General features: G+C 29.8%; 19 protein-coding genes, 1 tRNA gene and 1 pseudogene. 7 read left to right on the top strand and 14 right to left on the bottom strand.

Features of this window, described 5'->3' with window-relative positions; translation table 11 throughout:
- Positions 1-98: 98 nt before the first annotated feature.
- The 10 genes and pseudogenes from ACOTU8_RS00105 to ACOTU8_RS00060 form a co-directional block, all read right to left on the bottom strand.
- Positions 99-1820, bottom strand: coding sequence for a flagellin A (locus ACOTU8_RS00105; RefSeq protein WP_422341253.1), 1722 nt, complete (start codon positions 1818-1820; stop codon positions 99-101).
- Positions 1821-1907: 87 nt separating this feature from the next.
- The gene (locus tag ACOTU8_RS00100) at positions 1908-3728 is read right to left on the bottom strand and encodes a motility associated factor glycosyltransferase family protein (protein WP_422341252.1); all 1821 of its coding nucleotides are present in this window, start codon (positions 3726-3728) and stop codon (positions 1908-1910) included.
- 9 nt (positions 3729-3737) lie between these two features.
- Positions 3738-4980: pseudogene (locus tag ACOTU8_RS00095) on the bottom strand (DUF2920 family protein).
- Positions 4980-5495, bottom strand: a complete 516-nt coding sequence (locus ACOTU8_RS00090) for a type II secretion system protein (RefSeq protein ID WP_422341251.1) — start codon at positions 5493-5495, stop codon at positions 4980-4982. The pseudogene ACOTU8_RS00095 and the gene ACOTU8_RS00090 overlap by 1 nt, the downstream one beginning before the upstream one ends.
- The gene (gene tsaD, locus ACOTU8_RS00085) at positions 5496-6503 is read right to left on the bottom strand and encodes a tRNA (adenosine(37)-N6)-threonylcarbamoyltransferase complex transferase subunit TsaD (protein WP_422341250.1); all 1008 of its coding nucleotides are present in this window, start codon (positions 6501-6503) and stop codon (positions 5496-5498) included.
- Positions 6500-7894, bottom strand: a complete 1395-nt coding sequence (locus ACOTU8_RS00080) for a M99 family carboxypeptidase catalytic domain-containing protein (protein WP_422341249.1) — start codon at positions 7892-7894, stop codon at positions 6500-6502. The genes tsaD and ACOTU8_RS00080 overlap by 4 nt, the downstream gene beginning before the upstream one ends.
- Before the next feature lies 1 nt (position 7895).
- Positions 7896-8966: a 1-deoxy-D-xylulose-5-phosphate reductoisomerase gene (gene dxr, locus ACOTU8_RS00075; RefSeq protein ID WP_422341248.1), complete on the bottom strand. Its 1071-nt coding sequence runs from the start codon at positions 8964-8966 to the stop codon at positions 7896-7898.
- On the bottom strand, positions 8963-9688 hold the full coding sequence (gene cdsA, locus ACOTU8_RS00070) for a phosphatidate cytidylyltransferase (RefSeq protein ID WP_422341247.1): 726 nt from the start codon (positions 9686-9688) through the stop codon (positions 8963-8965). The genes dxr and cdsA overlap by 4 nt, the downstream gene beginning before the upstream one ends.
- A gap of 8 nt (positions 9689-9696) precedes the next feature.
- A complete protein-coding gene (locus ACOTU8_RS00065) occupies positions 9697-10035 on the bottom strand; it encodes a hypothetical protein (RefSeq protein WP_422341246.1) in 339 nt (112 codons plus the stop codon).
- Position 10036: 1 nt separating this feature from the next.
- On the bottom strand, positions 10037-11344 hold the full coding sequence (locus ACOTU8_RS00060) for an NFACT RNA binding domain-containing protein (protein ID WP_422341245.1): 1308 nt from the start codon (positions 11342-11344) through the stop codon (positions 10037-10039).
- Between the two features lie 67 nt (positions 11345-11411).
- Between ACOTU8_RS00060 and mobA the strand changes: the two genes are divergently transcribed.
- The 6 genes from mobA to ceuE all read left to right on the top strand — a co-directional run bounded on the left by mobA (position 11412) and on the right by ceuE (position 16704).
- Positions 11412-11987 (top strand): molybdenum cofactor guanylyltransferase, encoded by a 576-nt coding sequence (gene mobA / locus ACOTU8_RS00055; RefSeq protein ID WP_422341244.1) that lies wholly within the window; start codon positions 11412-11414, stop codon positions 11985-11987.
- Positions 11984-12973 carry a phospholipase A gene (pldA, locus tag ACOTU8_RS00050; RefSeq protein WP_422341243.1) on the top strand — a complete coding sequence of 330 codons (990 nt, stop codon included), beginning with the start codon at positions 11984-11986 and terminating at the stop codon, positions 12971-12973. Before mobA ends, pldA begins: the two co-directional genes overlap by 4 nt.
- An 86-nt stretch (positions 12974-13059) precedes the next feature.
- Complete coding sequence (ceuB, locus tag ACOTU8_RS00045; protein ID WP_422341242.1) at positions 13060-14028, top strand: ABC transporter permease; 969 nt, start codon at positions 13060-13062, stop codon at positions 14026-14028.
- Positions 14021-14959 carry an iron chelate uptake ABC transporter family permease subunit gene (ceuC, locus tag ACOTU8_RS00040; protein ID WP_422341241.1) on the top strand — a complete coding sequence of 313 codons (939 nt, stop codon included), beginning with the start codon at positions 14021-14023 and terminating at the stop codon, positions 14957-14959. The genes ceuB and ceuC overlap by 8 nt, the downstream gene beginning before the upstream one ends.
- Positions 14956-15711 (top strand): ABC transporter ATP-binding protein, encoded by a 756-nt coding sequence (gene ceuD / locus ACOTU8_RS00035; protein ID WP_422341240.1) that lies wholly within the window; start codon positions 14956-14958, stop codon positions 15709-15711. The genes ceuC and ceuD overlap by 4 nt, the downstream gene beginning before the upstream one ends.
- Before the next feature lie 12 nt (positions 15712-15723).
- Positions 15724-16704 (top strand): siderophore ABC transporter substrate-binding protein, encoded by a 981-nt coding sequence (gene ceuE / locus ACOTU8_RS00030; RefSeq protein ID WP_422341239.1) that lies wholly within the window; start codon positions 15724-15726, stop codon positions 16702-16704.
- Positions 16705-16776: 72 nt separating this feature from the next.
- On the opposite strand, the gene ACOTU8_RS00025 is transcribed toward ceuE, so the two are convergent.
- The 4 genes from ACOTU8_RS00025 to nrfH all read right to left on the bottom strand — a co-directional run bounded on the left by ACOTU8_RS00025 (position 16777) and on the right by nrfH (position 19977).
- Positions 16777-16866: transfer RNA gene (locus ACOTU8_RS00025), tRNA-Ser, on the bottom strand.
- A 61-nt stretch (positions 16867-16927) separates the two neighbouring features.
- Positions 16928-17482 carry a hypothetical protein gene (locus ACOTU8_RS00020; protein WP_422341238.1) on the bottom strand — a complete coding sequence of 185 codons (555 nt, stop codon included), beginning with the start codon at positions 17480-17482 and terminating at the stop codon, positions 16928-16930.
- A gap of 132 nt (positions 17483-17614) precedes the next feature.
- Positions 17615-19447: an ammonia-forming cytochrome c nitrite reductase subunit c552 gene (nrfA, locus tag ACOTU8_RS00015; protein ID WP_422341237.1), complete on the bottom strand. Its 1833-nt coding sequence runs from the start codon at positions 19445-19447 to the stop codon at positions 17615-17617.
- A gap of 14 nt (positions 19448-19461) precedes the next feature.
- Positions 19462-19977 carry a cytochrome c nitrite reductase small subunit gene (nrfH, locus tag ACOTU8_RS00010; RefSeq protein WP_422341236.1) on the bottom strand — a complete coding sequence of 172 codons (516 nt, stop codon included), beginning with the start codon at positions 19975-19977 and terminating at the stop codon, positions 19462-19464.
- 186 nt (positions 19978-20163) lie between these two features.
- Here nrfH and ppk point away from each other — a divergent pair, with 186 nt between their 5' ends.
- Complete coding sequence (gene ppk, locus ACOTU8_RS00005; RefSeq protein WP_422341235.1) at positions 20164-22248, top strand: RNA degradosome polyphosphate kinase; 2085 nt, start codon at positions 20164-20166, stop codon at positions 22246-22248.
- Positions 22249-22429 lie beyond the last annotated feature (181 nt).

Here is a 22429-nt window from a genome sequence, read left to right as displayed (position 1 = left end):
TTAGTTTAATTAAAAATCTTGAGAGTTTAAAATAAAAAGCCTAGTATTTAAACTAGGCTTGGATTTGTATATATCGCAGTATTTTAAAAATATTTAGACTATTGAAGCAATCTTAAAACATTTTGCTGACTAGAATTTGCCTGAGCCATAGCATAAGATCCACTTTGAGCTAAGATATTTGCTTTAGAGTAGTTTGCACTCTCACTTGCAAAGTCTACATCTCTGATTTGAGATTCAGCTGATTTGACATTCACTTGAGTTACGGTAATGTTGTTTATGGTTGATGTAACTTGATTTTGTATAGAACCTATGTCAGCTCTGATTTGATCAAGATTAGTGATAGCAGTTTCAGCGATATCCATAACAGCCATAGCACCTTTAAGAGTAGTTACACCTGCAGTTTCATCAGTAGCACCTACAGTTGATGTTCTTAAGGCAGCAAATTGAGAATTTCCTGAACCTGAAGAAAAACCTGAACCCGCTGAAACTACATAAGTACTGCTTATAGAAGCTGCACCTGAAACAATTTGAACCGCTGCGCTTAAAACAGTAGAATAATTTTTTCCACTACCTACTGAAAAACCTGAACCTGCTGAAAAACCTGAACCTGCTTGAGACATAAATGCTGAAATACTAGAAGCTTGGATAATTTGCTTATCTCCGCCACCATTGTAAGAATTAAATCCCATAGCATCAGCATTAGCTGCTGAAATTTGACCTTTTGATTCTCTTAAAGATACTGAAGCTTGAGAAATCATATCTGCAGCTCCCATACCTATAGCACTAAGTCCAGTTCCACTTATGTTGATATCTCTACCATCATTTTTAACTAAAGATAATCTTCCATAATTTTCAGTTTTTAAAACACCAGCACCAGCACCTATACTACCTGTGATTTTAATGCCTCTACCATCAGCTGAAGTAAGAACAAGCTTACCATTTTCATCTTTAGAAGCTTGAACTCCGGTTGTGTCTTTAACCGCATTGATAGCTGAAATTAAAGAACCATTACCGTCGCCATCTTTATAGTCAACCTTGCCAATTACAACCCCATTGATAGCAAAGTCTTGAGAAGTAGTTCCTTCTTTTATAGCATAAGCTCCTACAGTTTTTACATCATAAGTTGCTCTAACTCCTGTTTTATCGGCATTTCTATTAATCTCCTCAGCCAAAGCTCCAAGACCTGTTCCAACAGAAGTTGAAATCACAACATTATCAAATTTAAAATCTTCTATACCATTATAGTTTTTGATAGTAAGTCCTACTACACCTGAAGTAAAACTTTGTGAACCTGTTTCAAATCTTGTAACACCGATTTTTGAAGACTGGGTTGCACCTATGGTTGCCTTAACGGTTTGATTTGAACTTGCACCGATTTGAAATTCTTGATTAGTAAAACCACCACTTAAAAGTTGTTTACCATTAAATGAAGTGGTATTTGCGATATTATCAAGTTCTTCCATGAGCTTGTTGATATCTGCTTGCAGCATGGTTCTTGTTTTTAGACTTTGACCATCTTGAGCCGCTTGAGTAGCCTTAGTCTTGATAGTATCTAAGATCTTAAGTTGCTCATCCATAGCCTTATCAGCAGTTTGTAAGATACCTAAAGCATCATTACCATTTGAGATAGCTTGACCTAAAGTATTGGCTTGAGATCTTAAACTATCTGCTATCGCCATCCCTGAAGCATCATCCGCTGCAGAGTTAATCCTAAGACCGGAACTAAGTCTTGCTAATGAACTATCTAAACTTTTAGCATTTAGATCTGAGTTTGCCTTTGCATTTAATGCTGCGACATTTGTGTTAATACGAAATCCCATTTTAAATCCTTTTAAATAATTTCAAGTTCATCCATGAACTTGTTATACCCTATATCGTTACTTTTTTTAAAAAATTTATACTTTAAACTAAAAATTATAAATATCACATTTTAATTGTAATCTAAAAATAAAAATTTCAAGCCATTGCTTATAAGATTTTAAATACATTAATAAATATTCTTTTTCATCTTCAATTTTACTAATAATAACTTCACTTAATAATTTACCTTTATAAAAAATCACCCCTTTTAAAACTCCATCGTTTAATAAAGAATTTACTTCCAAAAAAGATTCAAATTTGCTAATACTTTCATATGTATTTTTAAAAAAATCTAAAGGTAATTTTCTATCACTAGCTAAAATCATTTTCAATGCATCATTTAATCTCATAGCATGTTCTAAACAAAATAAGGCATTTTGTTTTTCTTCTTTGAAAGTTTCTAAAATTTTATTAAAAATTTTAATACTACGATTAGCTGTTAAAGTTTTTGGAAGAGACTTATTTAATTTACTATTTAAATTCTTAAATTTCTTACAACATAACTCAAAATTAATTTCTTTCGAAAATTCTATCCTAGCACCACCTTCTGTAGCATTTAAAAAATTCACTTGGGAATTTCTTGCAAACAAATCCTCTAATTTTTTTCTATAATCATCCCAAGTTAAATGCGTTAAAACTTCTCCTAAGCCTTCATAGGCAATTGTTTTTAATGTAGGAATATCTAAGGTTGTATCTATATCACTCCCCAAATCAAAACTATCAAAATGAGAATTTCCTTGTTTATCAAAAGATAAATCTTGCCCAATAATAATTATATTTTTAAATTTTAAAGCAATCGCCAAAGTATAACAAGCATGCCCAACATGGGTTCCAAATTCAAGATAACCAAAATCATTAATATGAAGATTTTGATAAGGAAGATTATCACTTAATGCTATAGATAAAGGAATTTGTTTTTTATAAAGATAATCAATCACGCTAGGGTGAGTACTTGCCGCTAATATAAATAAGGTTTTATTTTCTGGATTAACTTCTTTGAAAAATTCAAGTGGATATTCTTCAAAATCAAGATTTAACACATAATCAGGAGTTATATTGTGTTTTACAAGTAAAGGATAAGCTCCATCAACACAAAAAATCACAAAATTTTCTTGATATTTTTTTAACAATGGAATTTGCTTTTGAAGGCTAGGACCGGCACATACAACTATACAGCTTTCAAAAAGCCCTTTTCTTTCATCAATAATTCTTTTAAAAGGTATATTTTTCAACATTAAAGGTATATTTTTGTAAAAATTTTCATAACAAGACAAAGAAATTTTGGAGTCAGGATCTAAATTTCTTATAACAAGATTAATATTTTCATGTATAATTTTATCTGCATTCAAAATTTCCTCATAATAACATTTTTTATAAAAATTATTATTAATAAACATCTCATAAAGATTTAACCATAAAAATACATCATTTTGGTCAAAAAGTATTCTAAGTTGTAAATTTATTTTTTTCTCTTGAATATCCACCAGATAAATTTTTCCACTACAAAGCTCTTCACTCAAATCTATTGTGCTTAAAGCCAAGATAAAAAGTTCTATCTCACTTTCAAATACAAAAAGATGTTTATAGTGTTTAGCTAAGTTTTTAATAAGCAAAGCATTGCCTGTGCCATAAATACATATAAAAGGATATCTAGGAGTTTTTTCTAAAATACTTTGATAGAAAAAATTTAATTCTTCTTCTAAATTTTCATACATAAAAACATTATGAGTTTTATCAAAGATATTTAAATTTTCATCTATATTAAATCGAGAACAAGTTTTATTTTGTATGAAATTTAAAAGTTTATTTCCTAAAGGTTCATTTACCCCGCTTAATAAAGCTTGTATGTTTTTTTCTAGTATGGTCATTAGCCTTCCTTAAATTTTATCTATTTTTAGTGATATTTTGTCATCTTTTTCGCTAAATTGATACAACAAATCCTCACAAGGATAAGAGATACATTTTTCTTTACAATCTTTTTTTGGATTTTGTTTTATTTTTTCTAGCATTAAAGGAAGTTCTTTCTTAATCAAAAGTTTTACCGGAATTCCCATACCATGATTTAAATTTTTAATAAATTTTCCATCAACTTGAGATTCTTTAGTAATAGAATGCAAAGTTGCATCAAAGCCAAGTTTTTCAAGCTCTTCATAAAGCATAGTTTTTTCTTTTAAAGAAACATACTCATCATATAATGAATGATAACTTATAAAGCAAGTTTTTAAACATTTTGATTGCTCTAAAAGATGATCTTCCTCTAAAAGATTTCGAATTTTTCTTCTTGCGGGAGAAAAAAAACGAGGCGATGAAGAATTACTTGTCCAAAAAGTTTTTGTCGAACAATGTGTTTTAATATGATGAAAAAAATCAAAAGTAGCAAATTCGCTATACTGCATAAAATCTATTTCCTTTCCAAAACCTACAACTCTCCATAAAAACTTAGCATATGCAGAATTATCCAACACTCCATCTATTAGCCAAGGAGCAATTTTAGTGGCTAAGTGTGCTAAATACCCTCCATGAGAACTACCTATCATGATAACTGGAATACCCCCCCCCCATAGTATCAAAAGGAGCATGTTTTTTAAGATAAAGTGCGACATTTAAAAGATCTTGAGCCTGCATAACGCCAAAATTTTGATACTCATTTTTTGCAGGTTGCAAACTCACATGCAAATTTAAAAAATAATTTGGTGCAAAATCACCTTTTTGCTTACCTTCTATTATTTTATTATTTATAAAATGAAAAATCTCACTCATTTGTTTATAGTCTTGAATTTTATCAACACTATAAGGAAGCTTTATGTCTATAGCTTCACAACTTGCTTTTAAAATAAGCTTGTCTATATCATCTAAATTAAAAGTTGATCCAGTTTGAGGACGATTACCAATACAATGATAATTTACTCCAACTACAGCAGTATTAAATTGCCTTACCATATAATCACCAACATATTGGATCGATGATATATCATCGCCCATACCTTGCACCACAAACACCAAAGCTTTAGGTGTTTTTTCATCATCATACCAAAGCTTAAATTCAAGCTTTGATTTTCTTTTTATACCAAGTTCTACATCATCGCAAGAGTCAATCTCATAAGTTTTACTCACTATCATTACATTCCTCCTATTAAAAGATAAGTTTTGCTCGCTAGATTTTTAAAATTTTCATTCTTACTTAAGATCACGCAAGCTTTATTACTAGAAGAGCTTGTAAAGTCTATATTTTCTAAATCTTCATGAGTCTGATTGGCTGCGTTGATGATAGCATTTTTGCTTGCTTCATTGCTTGAAATTCCCATGAGTATAAAATCAGCTTTATTTATAAAAACAAGTTTTAAGCATTCTTTATCATCGCCTACACGAAAATTTACTTCTTTTACGCCGTTAAAATTACTAAGATCAACATTTTCAACCCCGCTTACATTACTCATCGTTTTTATAGAGCTTAAATGGTCATTTTTTAAAGTATAAATGCTTATATCATTGATCAAATTTTTAAGGTTATTTAAAGACTTGCTAACTTCAGCTTCATCCTTACTTGAACTCATTTTTGGCAAAGCAATAGCGGCTAAAATTCCCAAAATAACGATCACAAAAACAAGTTCTAATATAGTAAAAGCTTTTCTCATCTATATCCTTGAAAAATTTTTATTTTTAGGGCTTAAAATATCTTCTTCTATGCTTGCAAATTTCCTTTTTTCATAAGCATCAACTGCGGCCCTTGCTATCATCAAAGCATTATCAGAGCAGAATTTTAAAGGAGCTAGTTTTAAATTTGCATTATATTTTTGACATAAATTTTGCAAACGCGAACGCAAATTAAGATTTGCACTAGCTCCGCCTACAACGCCAAAATTTTTAAATTTATAAAGATTAAAAATTTTTTCTAATTTATCCATGATATGATCACAAGCTGTATTTTCAAAGGCATAAGCTATTTCTGCTTTTATATCATCACTTAAATTTTCATGTTTTAAAATTTCTAAACGCACTGCATTTTTAAGCCCTGAAAAACTATAAGCGAGTTCTTTAGAATGTTTTAAAGGTGTGTTAAAAGAGATATTTTTAAGTTTGGCGTTTTTTGCTAAATTTTCTATGATAACCCCACCAGGGTAACCTAAATTCATCATTTTAGCCACTTTATCAAAACTTTCTCCAAAACTATCATCATTTGTACTTGCTAAAAGCTCTAAATTTCCATCATCTTTAAGATAAAGCACCATAGTGTGCCCACCACTAACAAGCAAAATTCCCATATCTAAAGAAATTTTTTCTTCCAAAAAAAGACTATAAATATGACCTTTAAGATGATTTATAGGGATTAAGGGTAAATTTAGAGCACTTGCTAAGGTTTTTGCCATAGAAATTCCACTGAGCAAAGAAACGCTAAGCCCAGGTTCATTTGTCACAGCTATGGCACAAAGATTTTTAAAATGCTCTTTGCATTGCTTAAGTATCTTTGGCAAAGCCTCGCTATGAAGTCTTGCAGCAAGTTCAGGTACCACTCCCCCATAGATACTATGATCTAATTCTTGGGAAATTTTTTTATGAAATTTACATTCTAAGGTATTTTTGTCAATGATAGCTATAGAACTATCATCACAAGAACTTTCTATAGCTAGGATAAGATTTTTCATTCAAATTCCACTAAAATAGAACCTAAGAATTTATCTTTTAATCTTGCCATTTTAAGAGTGTTTAAATCCAAATTTTTAGCATTTTTGATCAACTTGCTATTGGTATTTGCCTCTAAAAGTTGTTGCAAATTTGCTCCTCTTAGCTCATAAAATTCCACTCTATAAATTTTACCTGCCATGTCTAAAGAGTATTGTGTTTGCATATTTTTTTTATGAACTAAAATACCGCTTTCATCTTTTCCATGATCAAAGCCTATGATATTTACGCGCACATTAGCTATCTTTGGGATAAGAAAATTCTCTTTTACTTTTACCTTGGTTCCAAAAGGAACTGAGGTTTCATTACCATCAACTTGAAAAGTTACTTCATTAAAAGCATCACTAAATTCTAAATATTCAGGATATAATCTTGTTTGAAAACGATTGCCATACTGGATATAAAAAGAATTTCCTTCTGCGATAACAGCGGTAAGTTCATTGCTTGTGTTATAATTTAACTCTTTATTTACTGGAAAAGGCACATAGTTAATAACCTTTCTTGGATTTTTCAAAGAAAGTAAAATTCTATCATCAAAAAGTTTTACTTCAAGCTCTTTATTTATGGCTTTATCAACCCCTTGTGGAGTGAGTTCAAAATCTCTACTAAATTCAATTCCTGCAGTTTTTAAATAATTTTCAATTGCCAAAAGATGATAATAAGCTCTTAAATTTACAGGTAGATTTTTACTCGCTTCATTTGCAAAAGCAGCTTTGTGATTTGAAATCACAAAATAAGTTAAAGCTTTAAGCATTTCCGTATCACCAAGCTCTTGAGTTTTGGTGTTTTTAAGATAATAAGCATGCTTTGGATCAGCAAGTGAAGAATTGACACTATTTACAGTTTGAGTGGCGATATTTTCAAGATCAGAATATTTGCTTGCATTGATTTCGCTTGTGTCAATCACGCTTGAATTTCCCCAACGCTTAGGATTTCGCATCGCATCGATATAGATTGGTTTATAAAAACCCCAACCATCATGAAGATTGATCACCATACTAACTTCAGGAAGTAAAATAAGCTCTTTAATGCGTTGAACTCTTTTATAATCAGGATCTTTTGGGCTAATACTTGCAAATTTACGGTTTAAATCCCCATTATTCCCACGCGAACGCTTGATAATACTATCAAAAGCTAAATTTGGAGCCACTATAATCTTACCCTTAGTGATATTATAATCACTCAAAAGCAAACTTGCCGCATGAAATCCACCAGGCTCATCGCCTTGAATTCCACCAAAAATTAAAACCGTATTATTATCATCTAGACTTTTCCCATTTTCTCCTACACTAAAGTCTAGTTCTAAAGCAAAAATACTTGTTATAAAAAATAAAATTGTTAAAAAAAATTTCATTTTAACTCCTTAAATACTCTCTTGTTTTAAAATCATACTCAAAAACCTCTTCTATACTTGAAATTTTAGGCACTCCAAAATGATCAAGGGCTTTAAAAATACATTTAGCAATATCTAAAAATCTACTTTTATTTTCTAAGAAATTTTGTACACCTATTTCATTAGCTGCATTGATGATAACACCTAAATTTGGCTCTTTTAAAAATGCATTTTTAAGCTTAAAAATAGGATATTTTTTTGTGCTGATTGGATAAAATTTTAAAGCAGGCATTTTGCTAAAATCAACAGCCTCTAAAATAGGCGTATCTTGTTTTTCAAATATAGCATCTGAAATAGCTAGTTTCATATCTGCTTTTGAAAAATATGCTGTGCTAGATCCATTTTTAAACTCACATATTGCATGTACTAAAGATCTTGGTTCTATTAAAGCATCAATTTCTTTAAAATCATATAAATGATAAGCCTCTATAATCTCAAAAAGCTTATTTGCCATAGTCGCACTATCTATAGTGATCTTTGCCCCCATGTTCCAATTAGGATGTTTTAAAGCATCTTTGACACTGACTTGATTTAAATCTTTGATTTTATACCTATAAAAAGCTCCGCCACTTGCTGTAATATAAAGTTTTGCTATATTTTTTTTACCTTCGAGTAAAAATTTTAAAGCCGCATGCTCACTATCAACGGGTAAAAATTTAGCTCCTTTTAAAAAACTCCCCGCCACTACAAGGCTTTCCTTGTTAGCTAAGGCTATGTTTTTGCCAAGTTCTTTAGCCTTTAAAGTGCTTTTAAGTCCTGCAAAACCTACAATGGCATTGAGCAAAAGTTTGTCTTGACATTCTGTTAAAATTTGCTCTAAACCTTCTTGCCCTATAAAAACTCTATCATGTTTAACTAAATGCTTGTTTTTTGGATCTTTTATGGCAACAAATTTGGGTTTAAACCTTGCGATTTGTTCATTTAAAAGCTTTATATTATCCCCACAAGCTAAAGCAGAAATAGGAATGTTTTTTAAAGCAGCAAGTTTAAGAGCATTTACTCCTATGCTGCCCGTACTTCCAAAAAGTATCATAAAAGAGCAACCATCACAAAAGTAGCGATAATCACCGCATCGATTCTATCAAGCACACCCCCATGACCAGGGATAAGATCTCCACTATCTTTTACGCCTGCTTCTCTTTTAAAATAACTCTCAAGTAAATCTCCAATCGCTGCAAAAATCGCTACAAAAAACGAACAAAGCAAAGAAAGCCAAAAGCTATAAACAAAAACTCCCAAAATAGTTCCAATAACACTCGCACAAATCAAGCCACCTATAACGCCTTCTAAGGTTTTGTTTGGACTTGTTGGAGAAAAAGGAGTTTTTCCTATAAGTTTTCCGATAAAATACGCTCCACTATCACAAGCTGCAACGATAATGATAAGCCAAAAAAGCGCGAACATACCCTGATCTAAATACACTTGCCAAAGTGCTAAAATAGGCAAACTAGGATAAATATAAATAAGAGCTGGTTTTAAGGAAGCCTTTTTATAAACCAAATATCCAACGACTAATAACAAAGCTAAAATCCCAAAAAGCAAAGCTTTATACGATAAACTTCCCAAAATAAAAGCTACAGCCAAAGGGATAATAGAAATATTTTCTAAAGCAAAAAGTTTTTTTGCTTCGCTAAAAGATAAATACAATAAAACCGCAAAAACGATAAAATTGATAAAAAATTGATCAATCAACGCGATAATAATAATAGCCCCTATCATCACAAGAGCTGAAATAATTCTAGTTGTATTAAACATATTTTTCCTTATATACTAATATCTAAGCGATGAATGCTTTGTGCGTCTTTAAAATTTGGATCTTTAGACTCATCTTCTTCATTTTTCTCATCATTGCTAGTTTTAGCTTCTTGATTGTGTTTTTTCTTTTTTTCTTCTTGTTCGGCTTTTTCTTTGATCTCTTCTTTGATTTCATGAGTCTCATTGACTTTTTCAAGCTTGTTCAAAGTTTTTTCTTTTTCACTAAATTCAGCCATATTTAGCGTAGCTGCAAAACCTTCTTTTGCAAGCTCATTGCTTGCTTGTGTAGCTGGATAAGCCATATTTTGATTTATATAATTGACATTTCCTAATGGGCTAACTGGCATTTTAATCCTTTGTGATATTAATACTTTTAAAATTTGTATAATTTACAAACGCCTTTTGCTGAACCTTAACAAAATTTTTTAAGGTATAATCGACCCAATACGAACCTTTCTTTAACTTAGAAAAGCTTACACAAAGCCTTGCAGCAAATTCTATCACATCAAGGCTGATTTTTTGCTTGTTTGATATAATTAAAGTATGAGCACTAGGAATATCCCTTACATGAAGCCACAAATCATCTTTTTTAGCATTTTTAAGTAAAAATTCATTGCCTTTTTCATTTTTGCCCACGCAAATTTTAAACTCGTTAAAATAAAAATTTGCCACAAGATCTTCTTGTTTGTGATCTTGATTTTTTTTGCTATTTTTTTTAGGCAGTAAAATTTCAAGCTCTATCTCACTCTTAGCTTGAAACAATAATTCTTTCAAACTCAAGGTAAAATCTAACTTTTCTTTTAAATTTTGTCTTTGTATGTTTAAATTTTTAGCTTTTTGTTCTAATTTTTTAGCATTTTTATAATATAAATTAGCACTTTGTTTAGGACTAAATTCGAGTTTAAACTCAAGCTCTTTGCCTTCAAAATCATCAAGCTTAAATTCCCTTTCATAATCTTTTAAAACACTCAAATTTGCAAACAATACATCAGCCCTTTTTCTGTATTCTAAAGCTTTTAAGAGCAAAGAATTTTCTTCATCTAAGCTAGAAAAAAGTTCTTGTAAATTTTGTATTTTTTTATCCACTTGTGCAAGTTTTAAATTTTTTATTTGTTTGATTTTACTCTCATAAATGCTTGTAAATTTGCGAGAAAAATAAGCTTTAAAATCTTTAATTTCCTCAAAATTTTCATCCATTTTATAAGGTTTTAAAGGCTCTAAAATTACATTAGGTTTTACAATGCGATAACTTTTATCAATGTGTCTTAAAGCCTCTATAATCAAATCTTTTTCATCGGTAATAATAACGTTAGTATTTTTACCCGTAAATTCAAAATAAATTTTGCTCTCATAGCTTTTATAAGCCTTATTAGCTTTTACACTAAAACATAAAATACGATTATCTTTAAGAACTTTAACTTCCTTTATAAAAGCATTGCTAAAATACTTTTTGAGCATAAAATCAAAAGGTGCATTATAATTTTTTGCATTAAATTTAGCTGTATAAATCGCACTCATTGCACGAGTGAGATCAAAAATAAATCTTTCTCTATCAAAGCTTAGTTCTAATATATTGTCATTGATACGCTTGATAAAATCGATTTTTTTAAACTGAGAAAAAAAAGTTTGTAATTGCAAAAGTTCTGTATATTTCATAAAAGAAATTATAAAATATTTTGGCGAATTTGTGGTAGAATTATAATTATATTAAAAAAGGAAATGTGTGCAACTTAATGAGCTAAATTGCGTGATTTTATGTGGTGGCAAATCTAGTCGTATGGGACAAGATAAAAGCAAATTGATTCTTAAAAATCAAAATTTAACTCAATTTCAAGTAGATAAATTTTCTAAAATTTTCAAAAATGTCTATGTGAGCGCAAAAGAAGACAAATTTGAAAACCACTTTAGCTTGATAAAAGATTCTTTAGAATTTAAAGTTTATTCTCCTATGCTTGCGCTTTACTCTATACTTTCAAATTTTAAAAATGAATTTGTTTTTGTTTTAAGTGTGGATAGTCCTAAAGTAGGTGAAAATGAACTTTTAAAAATGCTTCCTTTTTTAGAACAAAACTATAAAATAATCATAGCCAAAACCCCTTTACACAAACATCCCTTATGCGGCTTTTATCACAGCTCTTTAGCTCAAACTTGTAAAAATTTCTTAGAAAAAAATGAACAAAAAATAGGACTTTTATTTTCTGAGATTAAAACTAAATTTGTAGAATTTGAAGATGAAGATGCTTTTTTAAATCTTAATTTTTATGAAGAATATGAAAAATTTAAAAGCGAGTTAAAGTGAGAAAAATTGTTTTATTTTTAAGCTTATGCATTTTTATATGGGCTAGTGATTTACAACAAGCTTTAGAGTATGAAAAACGAGGCGATTATAAAAAAGCTATGGAAATTTACAAAAAACTCGCTTTAAAAAATTCACCTGTTTTAATTTCTCAAGAACAAAATAAAACCAATCAAGTTATACAAACAAAACAATCCATCATTGCAACCAAAGAAGAAAAACAAGATTTTGCTCGTTTAGCATTGGCTAATTATCTTGGCGAAGATGAGGGTTTTAATCCTCTTGGTATTAGTTCTTATAAGATGAATTATTTTTTACCCTTTGCTTATAGCTTTGGACCATTAAGAGAAGAAAATCGTAAAAGTGAGGCCAAATTTCAACTTAGTGTTAAAAAAAGACTTTTTGAAAATTTGTTAGGATTTGATGAGAAATATTATATAGGCTATACTCAAACTTCTTGGTGGCAAATTTATAAACATTCATCACCTTTTAGAGAGACAAACTATCAACCTGAATTTTTTGTAGATTTTCCCTTGTATTTTAAAGATTATGAATTTTTTAATAACTTACGCTTAGGTATACTACACGAAAGCAATGGCAAAGGAGATGAGAATTTACAATCGCGATCATGGAATAGAATTTATATATCCACAGCTATTTTGTATAACAAATTTTTATTTGTTCCACGTCTTTGGTATAGAATTCCTGAGAGCAAAAAAGATGATGATAATCCTGCCATATTGCACTATATGGGAAATTTTGATGTGAATTTAGCGTATTTAGGAGATGATTACTTTATCAATCTTATGCTAAGAAATAATCTTAAATTTAACAATAACAAAGGTGCTATTCAAGTTGATATAGGCTATGATATTTTTAATAACGGAATTTTTTGGTATTTACAATACTTTAATGGTTATGGAGAAAGCCTTATAGATTATAATCAACATTTACAAAGACTTTCAACTGGATTTTTAATTTCTTATTAAAAATATCCTTTATAGTTTTATTCGTTCTTAAAATAAATTTTATTACAATTTCATTTTTGATAATTATTATTACTATAAGGAAAAATTTGTTTTTTAAGTATATATTGAGTTTAAAAGTACTTATAACTTTACTTTTGTTCTTTGGAATGATAAGTTTGTTTATAGGAGTTATCAGTATCAATGTAAAAGATATTTTTAATCTCAGCCCTACTCAATTAGAGATCATAACCTTGACAAGAATTCCTAGACTTATAGCAATTTTACTCACAGGAATGAGCCTTAGTATATGTGGACTTATCATGCAACAACTCACACAAAATAAATTTGTTTCTCCGACAACAGCAGGAACTATGGATTGTGCTAGATTTGGCATACTTGTTTCTTTGATATTTTTTGCTGGAGTATCTTTTTTTACTCAAGCTATTATTGCTTCTGTATTTGCACTTTTAGGTTCTTTTGTTTTCATTCAAATTTTAAAGAAAATCAAACTCAAAGATGTGATTTTTGTACCTCTAATAGGCTTAATGTTTGGCGGAATTATTAGTGCTATAACCACTTTTTTTGCCTATGCTTTAAATTATATACAAAATATCCAAAGTTGGTTACAAGGAAGCATGGCAAATGTCATGCAAGGAAATTACGAATTACTTTACATTTCTTTACCGCTTTTTATACTTGCTTATTTCTTAGCACATAAAATTACTATAGTTGGAATGGGTGAAGATATAGCTTTAAATCTTGGAATTTCTTATAATGGGATATTGTTTCTGGGTTTGATGATTGTAAGCATTATCACTAGCATGGTAATTGTAAGTGTTGGGATTATACCTTTTTTAGGGCTGATTATTCCAAATTTAGTAGCACTTTATCTAGGCGATAATCTTAGAAAAAATCTTATCTATATAGCACTTTTTGGAGCTTTATTTTTACTTATTTGCGATATCATTTCAAGACTTATTATCTTTCCTTTTGAAATGCCTTTAAGTATCACTACAGGGATTTTAGGATCTTTAATCTTTATCTTTCTTTTGTTAAAAAGGAAAGCTTATGAGTAAAAAAATACTAATTTTAAGTTTTTTAACACTTATCATGATGGGTATCTTTATATTTGTAGGTTTAAATGGCTTTGATGAATATGCTTTAAAAAATCGTTTTTTACAAATTGCAGCTATTATCATAGTAGCAATTTGTATTGCTGTTTCAACTATAATCTTTCAAACTCTATGCAATAACAAAATTCTAACTCCTGCTATCATAGGGTTAGATTCTTTATATATGTTACTTCAAAGTGCTCTTATCTTTTCCTTTGGTGCAACCAATTTAAGTGTTTATAAAAATAATATAAATTTTTTAATTAGCCTAATTTGTATGGTAATTTTTTCATTAGGACTTTATAAAATTTTATTTAATAGCAATAGAAATATTTATCTTATCATGCTTTTAGGTTTAATTTTTGGAACACTTTTTGGCACTTTAAGCTCTTTTTTTGAGGTATTGATCGATCCTGATGAATTTATGGTAATACAAGGAAGAATGTTTGCTAGTTTTGATAATATTGCTTTTAACGTTCTAATCCTTGCTTATATTTTTACCTTTTTAAGTTTTATATGGATTTTTCGTTATATAAAATTTTTAGATCCTCTAAATTTGGGTAAAGATTTAGCAATAAATTTAGGTATAAATTATCAAAAAATAGCAAAACAATTAATGATTATTATTGCTGTTTTAACTTCTATAAGCACTGCACTTGTAGGTCCTATAACCTTTTTAGGACTTTTGGTAGTTAATATCACTTACGAGCTTTTTAAAACTACAAAACATAGTATTTTACTAAGTGCTTGCATACTTATTAATATTTTAGCTTTACTTAGTGGAGTATTTTTTGTCTCTAGAATTTTTGATTATAATACCACTATAAGTGTGATTATTAATTTCTTAGGTGGAATATATTTTATCTATCTTGTATTAAAGGGCAATAAATTATGATTACACTAAAAAATATTACCAAATTTTATGATAACAAAGCCATTATTTCAGATCTTAGCCTTGATTTTCATAAAGGCAAAATTACTTCTATAATAGGAGCCAACGGTGCAGGAAAATCCACTCTTTTAGCTCTTGCAAGTCGCTTGATAAAACCTAGCAGCGGAGAAATTTATATCAATGGAATTAATTTAAAAGATTACAAAGAACAAATTTTAGCACAAAAAATTTCTATTCTTAAGCAACAAAACAATATCAATTTAAGATTAAAAGTTGAAGAATTAGTTGCTTTTGGACGTTTTCCACATTCTCAAGGAAGGCTTGATTTAAATGATAAAATCAAAATCAATAAAGCCTTAGATTTTATGGGACTTAGTGACTTAAGAAATGAATTTTTAGATACACTAAGTGGCGGACAAAAACAAAGAGCTTTCATAGCAATGATTATTGCACAAGATACTGAATTTATAATGTTTGATGAGCCTTTAAATAATCTTGACATGAAGCATAGTGTACAAATCATGCAATTGATGAAAAATTTAGTCAAAGACTTTAACAAAAGCATAGCTGTTGTATTGCATGATATTAATTTTGCTTCTATTTATTCAGATGAAATCATAGCCTTAAAAGATGGAAAACTTTTAAAACAAGGTTCAAAAGATGAAATTATCAATCAAGAAATTTTAAAACAAATTTATGATATGGATATACCCATAAGTCAAATCGATGGCAAAAAAATTTGTATTTATTTTTAAAAAGGAGAAAATATGAAAAAATCTTTAATTTTTGCATTTTTTTTAAGCTTGATTTTAACAGCTTGTAATTCAAATTCAAATGAAAACAATATAAGCTCTACAACAAAAACTAACACTGCAGTAAAAGTCATACCTATTAGCATGAATGATGAAGGTGATAGCTTTTTAGTAAAAGATAGCTTAGGCGAAAAAAAAATCCCTAAAAATCCCTCCAAAGTAGTGATTTTAGATCTTGGAATTTTAGATACTTTTGATGCTTTAAAATTAAATGATAAAGTTGCAGGCGTTCCTGTTAAAAATTTGCCAAAATACCTACAACAATTTAAAAATAAACCTAATGTAGGTGGAGTACAACAAGTTGATTTTGAAGCCATTAATGCTTTAAAACCTGATCTAATCCTCATTTCTGGACGACAAAGTAAATTTTATGACAAATTAAAAGAAATTGCTCCAACTTTATTTGTAGGGCTTGATAATACAAATTTTTTAAATTCTTTTGAAAATAATACTTTAAGTGTTGCAAAGCTTTATGGTTTAGAAAAAGAAGCTTCAGCAAAAATCTCAGATATTAAAAATGAAATTGAAAAAACTAAAAATATAGTTGATGAAGATAAAAAAGCTCTTATCATTCTTACTAATTCTAATAAAATTTCTGCCTTTGGTCCTCAATCTCGCTTTGGAATTATTCACGATGTTTTAGGGATTAACGCGGTAGATGAGAATATAAAAGTAGGCACACATGGTAAAAGTATCAATTCTGAATTTATACTTGAAAAAAATCCTGATTATATTTTTATAATTGATAGAAATATTATAGTAGGCAATAAAGAACGTGCTCAAGGCATACTTGATAATCCAATTGTTGCCAAAACCAAAGCAGCACAAAATAAAAAAATTATATATCTTGATCCAGAATACTGGTATCTAGCAAGTGGCAATGGACTAGAATCATTAAAAACTATGATTTTAGAAATCAAAAACGCTGTAAAATAATACAACTTCGCAAGGGCTAGTCTCTTGCTTCGATACTTAATAAAATACTTGGAGTTTTCAAGAAAATTTTAGTGGCGGACAGAGAGGGATTTGAACCCTCGAGACCCGTTAAGATCTGCACCCTTAGCAGGGGTGTGGTTTCAGCCACTCACCCATCTGTCCAACAAAATGAAGTATAATTATACAAAAAAATAAATAATACCTAGCTTAAAAGCTGGATAAATCAAAGACTTAGATAAGCCAAAAGTAAAGTTACAATAATACCCATTCCAAAAACTGCAAACTGCTTGCTTCTATCTTTTTTATTTGCAAACAAAGTAATCATAAGTCCTGAAATATAAAGCATAAATAAAACCACACCAAACCCTACACTAAGCACAGAAAAATACCAAGTACCCTTGTTTTTGTGAAGCATAATCATATCTCCAAGCAAAGATCTTGTTTTTAAAGTAATATTATATTCACTGGTAGAATTTTGAACTATATTAGCACTATAGTGAGTTCCACCTATTGTTACGCCCTTATCTCTACTTTTAATTATATTTGTATTAGATGGCACTTTCAAACCATTTTCTTTTAAATATTCTATCAAAGCCTCTCTTTCCTTGCCGCTTTCTATAGTTTTTGACAATTGATAATGTTCAATCTTTAAACCTACATCTTGATTAATACCAAAAATATAAACTATACCCGTTAAAGCAAAAAGCAAAGCACAAGGTAAAAAGAATAAGCTAAGATAAATATGAATTTGTCTAAATAATTTATTTTTATTGATCATTTTAGTTCCTTTTTGATTATCAAAATTTATGATATTTTGACAAAATAAAGTGAAGTAAAAGTGAATTTTAAACAAAAAGTTTATACTTTTTAAAACAAAGAAGAAAAGCCCTATGATTATAGGGCTTAAGAATTATTTTTTATCAATTATTTGATAATTATAAGGAGCAAGCTCTTTATCATGCTCTAAAAGTTCTTTTGGAGGGTTACCATTAACATCTTTTTCATCTGCATAGTAACGCTCTCCTGCTTTATGATCATTAACATCAACTTTATAATAAAGCTCTCCTGGATTAAATTTTTGTATATCTTCAAAACCTAGATTTGAAGTTTTAAAATCTTTAATTCCATTTATTGCTGCAATTTCTACTAGTTTAGTTTGTCCCATTCTTGCCATATCAACAGCTTGTAATAGCATTCTTGTTGCCTCGCGAGGGTTATGAAAGCCTGTTGAGTTTTCAGCATTAACAAAATCTGCTCTCATTTGAGCTTTACGATGAAGTTCTAAAACTTCTTTTAATTCCTCGCTAATCTTTTTCGTATCAGCTTTTCCATCAGTTTGGAATTTTCCCATGCTACCTAGCTCATCACGTAATTTTTTAGTATCCATAATCAAACTAACTATAGCATATTCTGCTGTTCTTTGATCATGTGCAACACTATTTTGTATATCAAGCACTTGAGCTTTTAAATAATCTTCACTTTGTTTATGACAAGATTTACAAGCAGAATTAATATCCCTTAAAGGAGAAGTGATATTATGCTGAGTAACTTTTTTAGCTCCTTCTCTAACATAAGGCATATGACAATCCACGCAACTTACTCCATTTGCAGCATGCACACCGCCACTGTAAAGTTCGCTTTCTGGATGTTGAATTTTAATAATTTGTGCTCCTGTTAATTTATGAGTAAAATCAGCTCCAAATACTCCACGAATTTTATCATAATAATCATCTAGCATTTCAATTCTAAATGGTTGTCCTTTTTTCCACTCACTCCAAGGAAAAGTTAAAACTATACCATCGGTTTCAATCTCTTTAGCTTTATTACCATCTCTCCAAAACTCATATTCATCATAATTTTTCTGGGTTCCATTCCACCATTTTTTAGAACTATCATCAACAATAGTTTCGCCCATTACTTTTACCTTTTCCCCAGTTGGCTTAAAATAATACTCAACATGACATTGAGAGCAAACTAAAGTTCTCATTTCTTCTCTTGTGGCTTTTACGCCTTGCACTGGATCTTTTTCATATCCCCTAGAAACTAAAGCATTAATAGCTGCTGGACGAGTAAGTCTTAAACTCATATCGTTTGGATTGTGACAATCTGCGCAAGTTACACCCATTCTTTTACCACCATGTGGGCCTGCATGTTCAGGTGAATTTTCTACTATACCATCAACGGCTGGGATATTTTTAATCATAGTCCAGTAATTTGTTGAGTTAAAAGCAGTAAAATCCCCTTTAGCAACATTTTTTATAAGCCACGGAGTCCATCCACTATGACAATTCATACAAGCTGCTGGTTGTCCTTTAAAAGCAGCGAGTCCATGGGCATTAAGAAAATCTTTGTTGTTTCTTGCTGTTTTCATTTGATCTACTTGAACCCAAAAATGTCCTCTTTCTTCATTAAAATCAAGGCTAAAAGGATATCCTGCCCAAAGTATAGTTAATTGAGGAAAACGAATCAATTTTGAATAAGCTAAATTACCGCCAAATTCAGTAGTCTTAGGTTCTTCTTTTTCAACTGTTAAATACATTTTTAGCTGCTCTGGGAAAACCTTGCCCCATTTTTCAAAATTTGGATCATCATCACTGAGTAAAGAAAAATCAGCATTTGCTGCAATAGTGTTTTTATTTGCTTCATCTTCTTTTTTTTGATTTATATCATTATTTAACCATAAAACTCCTGCTATAAGTAAAATCAAAACAACAATACCTAAGCGTAAAATATTTTTTTTCATTCATCTTCTCCTTATTAAATTCCGTGTTTATGCCCAACATCTTTATGACAAGAAGCACAATTTAACGACTTATCTGCATGTGGATTTGTTGTAGCATTAATAGCTGTTTGAGCAAAATCTGCATGACAACGTATGCAATTTTCTTGCACCATTCTTCTGCTTTTTTCAGTTGCACTCAAATTTGTAGGCAATTCATCAAGTTTAAAAGTAAAAGCATAAGCATGTCCTAAACCACTTTGTGCTTTAGCTATCCATTTAGCTACAAAGCTATGTGGCAAATGGCAATCTACACAAGTTGCTCTAGGTTCTCCCTTGACTTTTTGAGAGTGTGGTCCTGCCATGTATTCGTTATAAACTTCATTCATAATATGGCAGTTATTACAAGACTCACTTGCATTGCTTAAATAAGATGTACCTTTAGCATTGTAAAAGGTATAAAATCCAACTGCAAAGAAAACAAAAAGCAAAACAAGAAAAATAGTAAAAAGATTCGAAGTTTTCTTCAAAATTTTCCTCCTTAAAATTATCATTTTCTCGAAATCTCTAACAAAAACAATAATGTCACAGAATTTCCCAAAAATAATTTTTATGATTGTATCATAGATGAATTTAATATAATTTTAAAGATATATTTACTCTTAATTAACTAAAAAAAATAAAACTTTTTTAATAAATTTAAAAATAAATGATAAAATAAAACAAAAAAGGAAAAATTAATGCAAACAAGTCCTGATATGTTTATCAATCGAGAACTTTCTTGGCTTTGCTTTAATTCTCGTGTATTAGATCAATGTTCTAAAAATTTACCTTTGCTAGAAAGATTAAAATTTATAGCTATATATTGCACCAATTTAGATGAATTTTATATGATACGTGTTGCAGGTTTAAAGCAGCTTTTTTCAGCTGGTGTTAATGCAAGCAGCAGTGATGAAATGTCACCTTTACAACAACTAAAAGCTATACGTAAATATTTACATCAAGAAAAAAAACTTTTAGAACATTATTTTAACGAAATTACAAACGAACTAGAAAAAGAAAATCTTTTTATAAAACATTATGAAAATTTAGACGAAAATTTAAAACAAAAATGTGATGAGTATTTTTTCTCTAATATTTTTCCTGTCATTGTTCCAATTGCTGTTGATGCTACTCATCCTTTTCCACATTTAAACAATCTCTCTTTTTCGCTAGCAGTTAAAATTTGCGATAAAGCACATCCTGAACTTATAAAATTTGGAATGATTAGAATTCCAAGGGTTTTACCTCGTTTTTATGAAGTAAGCACAAATATTTATGTTCCCATAGAAAGCATAGTTCATCAACACGCAGAAGAAATTTTTCCAGGCTATAAGCTTTTAGCCTCAGCAGCATTTAGAGTGACTAGAAATGCAGATATGGTGATAGAAGAGGAAGAAGCTGATGATTTTATGATGATTTTAGAGCAAGGTTTAAAACTTCGTAGAAAAGGAGCTTTTGTAAGATTACAAATACAAAAAAATGCAGATGAACAAATCGTAGAATTTCTTAACACTCACATGAAAATTTTCCATAAAGATGTCTATGAATATTCTATTTTATTAAATCTTCCTAGTCTTTGGCAAATCACTAAAAATAAAACTTTTACCCATCTTTTAAGTCCGCTTTATACACCTAAAACTTTGCCGCCTTTTGATGAAAATTTATCTATTTTTGATGCTGTAGAAAAAGAAGATATACTTATTATACAGCCTTTTGAAAGTTTTGATCCAGTTTATAAATTTATCAAAGAAGCAAGTAAAGATCCTGAAGTAATTTCTATAAGAATGACACTTTATAGAGTAGAAAAAAATTCTAATATAGTTCAGGCCTTAATTGATGCTGCAAGTGATGGAAAGCAAGTAACTGTGATGGTGGAATTAAAAGCACGTTTTGATGAAGAAAACAATCTTCATTGGGCAAAAGCTTTAGAAAATGCTGGAGCTCATGTAATTTATGGAATTACAGGTTTTAAAGTTCACGCTAAAGTTTCTCAAGTTATACGCAAACAAGGAGATAAACTTAAATTTTACATGCATTTAAGTACAGGAAACTACAATGCAAGCAGTGCTAAAATCTATACTGATATGAGTTATTTTACAAGCAAAGCAGAATTTGCAAGAGATACGACAAGTTTTTTTCACATCTTATCGGGCTTTAGTAAAAATCGTCGCCTTCAAACCCTCTCAATGAGTCCAAATCAAATTAAAGAAAAAATTTTAGAAATGATAGCTTTAGAAGCAAATAAAGGCGATGAAGGGACAATCATTGCAAAAATGAATTCTCTTGTAGATAGCGATATCATCAAAGCTCTTTATGAAGCAAGTATAAAAGGGGTTCAAATTGATCTTATCATACGTGGAATTTGCTGTTTAAAACCTAATGAAGAATATAGTAAAAACATACGCGTTAGAAGCATCATAGGAAAATACTTAGAACATGCTAGAGTGTTTTATTTTAAACATAGTGAGCCAAATTATTTTATATCGAGTGCAGATTGGATGCCAAGAAATTTAGAGCGTCGCTTAGAACTTATGACTCCTATATATGATGAAAGAAGCAAAGCTAAATTAGCTCAATTTTTACGCTTGCAACTTAGTGATAATGTTTTAGCTTATGAGCTTAAAAACAATGGAGAATATGAAAAAATTCCTTCTTCTAAAAAAACTATAGATTCTCAACAGACCTTAGAAGAATATGTGAGTAAAATTTATAAAACACTTAAAAAAGATACAGATCAAAGTCGTGCAACGCACTTAGCTTCTAAACTTTTCAAAGAAAACTAAAAGTTTTTAGGGTTTATACTCTAAAGACTTATTTACTTGTTTGTTATAAAAAGGGCTTTAAGATAAAGCCTAGGTTAAAACTTTGAAATTCTTGTGTTTTAACAAGAATTTCGTTGCAAAGAATTCTCAAAAAGTTTGTGTTTAAAATTTATACTTAAGCCCAACCTGTCCGCTTAAATAA

Origin of the sequence: Campylobacter jejuni, from assembly GCF_049221745.1 — a bacterium.
Lineage (GTDB): Bacteria > Campylobacterota > Campylobacteria > Campylobacterales > Campylobacteraceae > Campylobacter_D > Campylobacter_D jejuni_E.
This window is presented reverse-complemented; position numbering and strand designations above follow the sequence as displayed.

What these genes read in the sequence shown, in the direction of transcription:
- ACOTU8_RS00105 (WP_422341253.1), bottom strand. Translation starts at nt 1,820, where the DNA reads ATGGGATTTCGTATTAACACAAATGTCGCAGCATTAAATGCAAAGGCA.
- ACOTU8_RS00100 (WP_422341252.1), bottom strand. Translation starts at nt 3,728, where the DNA reads ATGACCATACTAGAAAAAAACATACAAGCTTTATTAAGCGGGGTAAAT.
- ACOTU8_RS00090 (WP_422341251.1), bottom strand. Translation starts at nt 5,495, where the DNA reads ATGAGAAAAGCTTTTACTATATTAGAACTTGTTTTTGTGATCGTTATT.
- tsaD (WP_422341250.1), bottom strand. Translation starts at nt 6,503, where the DNA reads ATGAAAAATCTTATCCTAGCTATAGAAAGTTCTTGTGATGATAGTTCT.
- ACOTU8_RS00080 (WP_422341249.1), bottom strand. Translation starts at nt 7,894, where the DNA reads ATGAAATTTTTTTTAACAATTTTATTTTTTATAACAAGTATTTTTGCT.
- dxr (WP_422341248.1), bottom strand. Translation starts at nt 8,966, where the DNA reads ATGATACTTTTTGGAAGTACGGGCAGCATAGGAGTAAATGCTCTTAAA.
- cdsA (WP_422341247.1), bottom strand. Translation starts at nt 9,688, where the DNA reads ATGTTTAATACAACTAGAATTATTTCAGCTCTTGTGATGATAGGGGCT.
- ACOTU8_RS00065 (WP_422341246.1), bottom strand. Translation starts at nt 10,035, where the DNA reads ATGCCAGTTAGCCCATTAGGAAATGTCAATTATATAAATCAAAATATG.
- ACOTU8_RS00060 (WP_422341245.1), bottom strand. Translation starts at nt 11,344, where the DNA reads ATGAAATATACAGAACTTTTGCAATTACAAACTTTTTTTTCTCAGTTT.
- ceuC (WP_422341241.1), top strand. Translation starts at nt 14,021, where the DNA reads ATGAGTAAAAAAATACTAATTTTAAGTTTTTTAACACTTATCATGATG.
- ceuD (WP_422341240.1), top strand. Translation starts at nt 14,956, where the DNA reads ATGATTACACTAAAAAATATTACCAAATTTTATGATAACAAAGCCATT.
- ceuE (WP_422341239.1), top strand. Translation starts at nt 15,724, where the DNA reads ATGAAAAAATCTTTAATTTTTGCATTTTTTTTAAGCTTGATTTTAACA.
- ACOTU8_RS00020 (WP_422341238.1), bottom strand. Translation starts at nt 17,482, where the DNA reads ATGATCAATAAAAATAAATTATTTAGACAAATTCATATTTATCTTAGC.
- nrfA (WP_422341237.1), bottom strand. Translation starts at nt 19,447, where the DNA reads ATGAAAAAAAATATTTTACGCTTAGGTATTGTTGTTTTGATTTTACTT.
- nrfH (WP_422341236.1), bottom strand. Translation starts at nt 19,977, where the DNA reads ATGATAATTTTAAGGAGGAAAATTTTGAAGAAAACTTCGAATCTTTTT.
- ppk (WP_422341235.1), top strand. Translation starts at nt 20,164, where the DNA reads ATGCAAACAAGTCCTGATATGTTTATCAATCGAGAACTTTCTTGGCTT.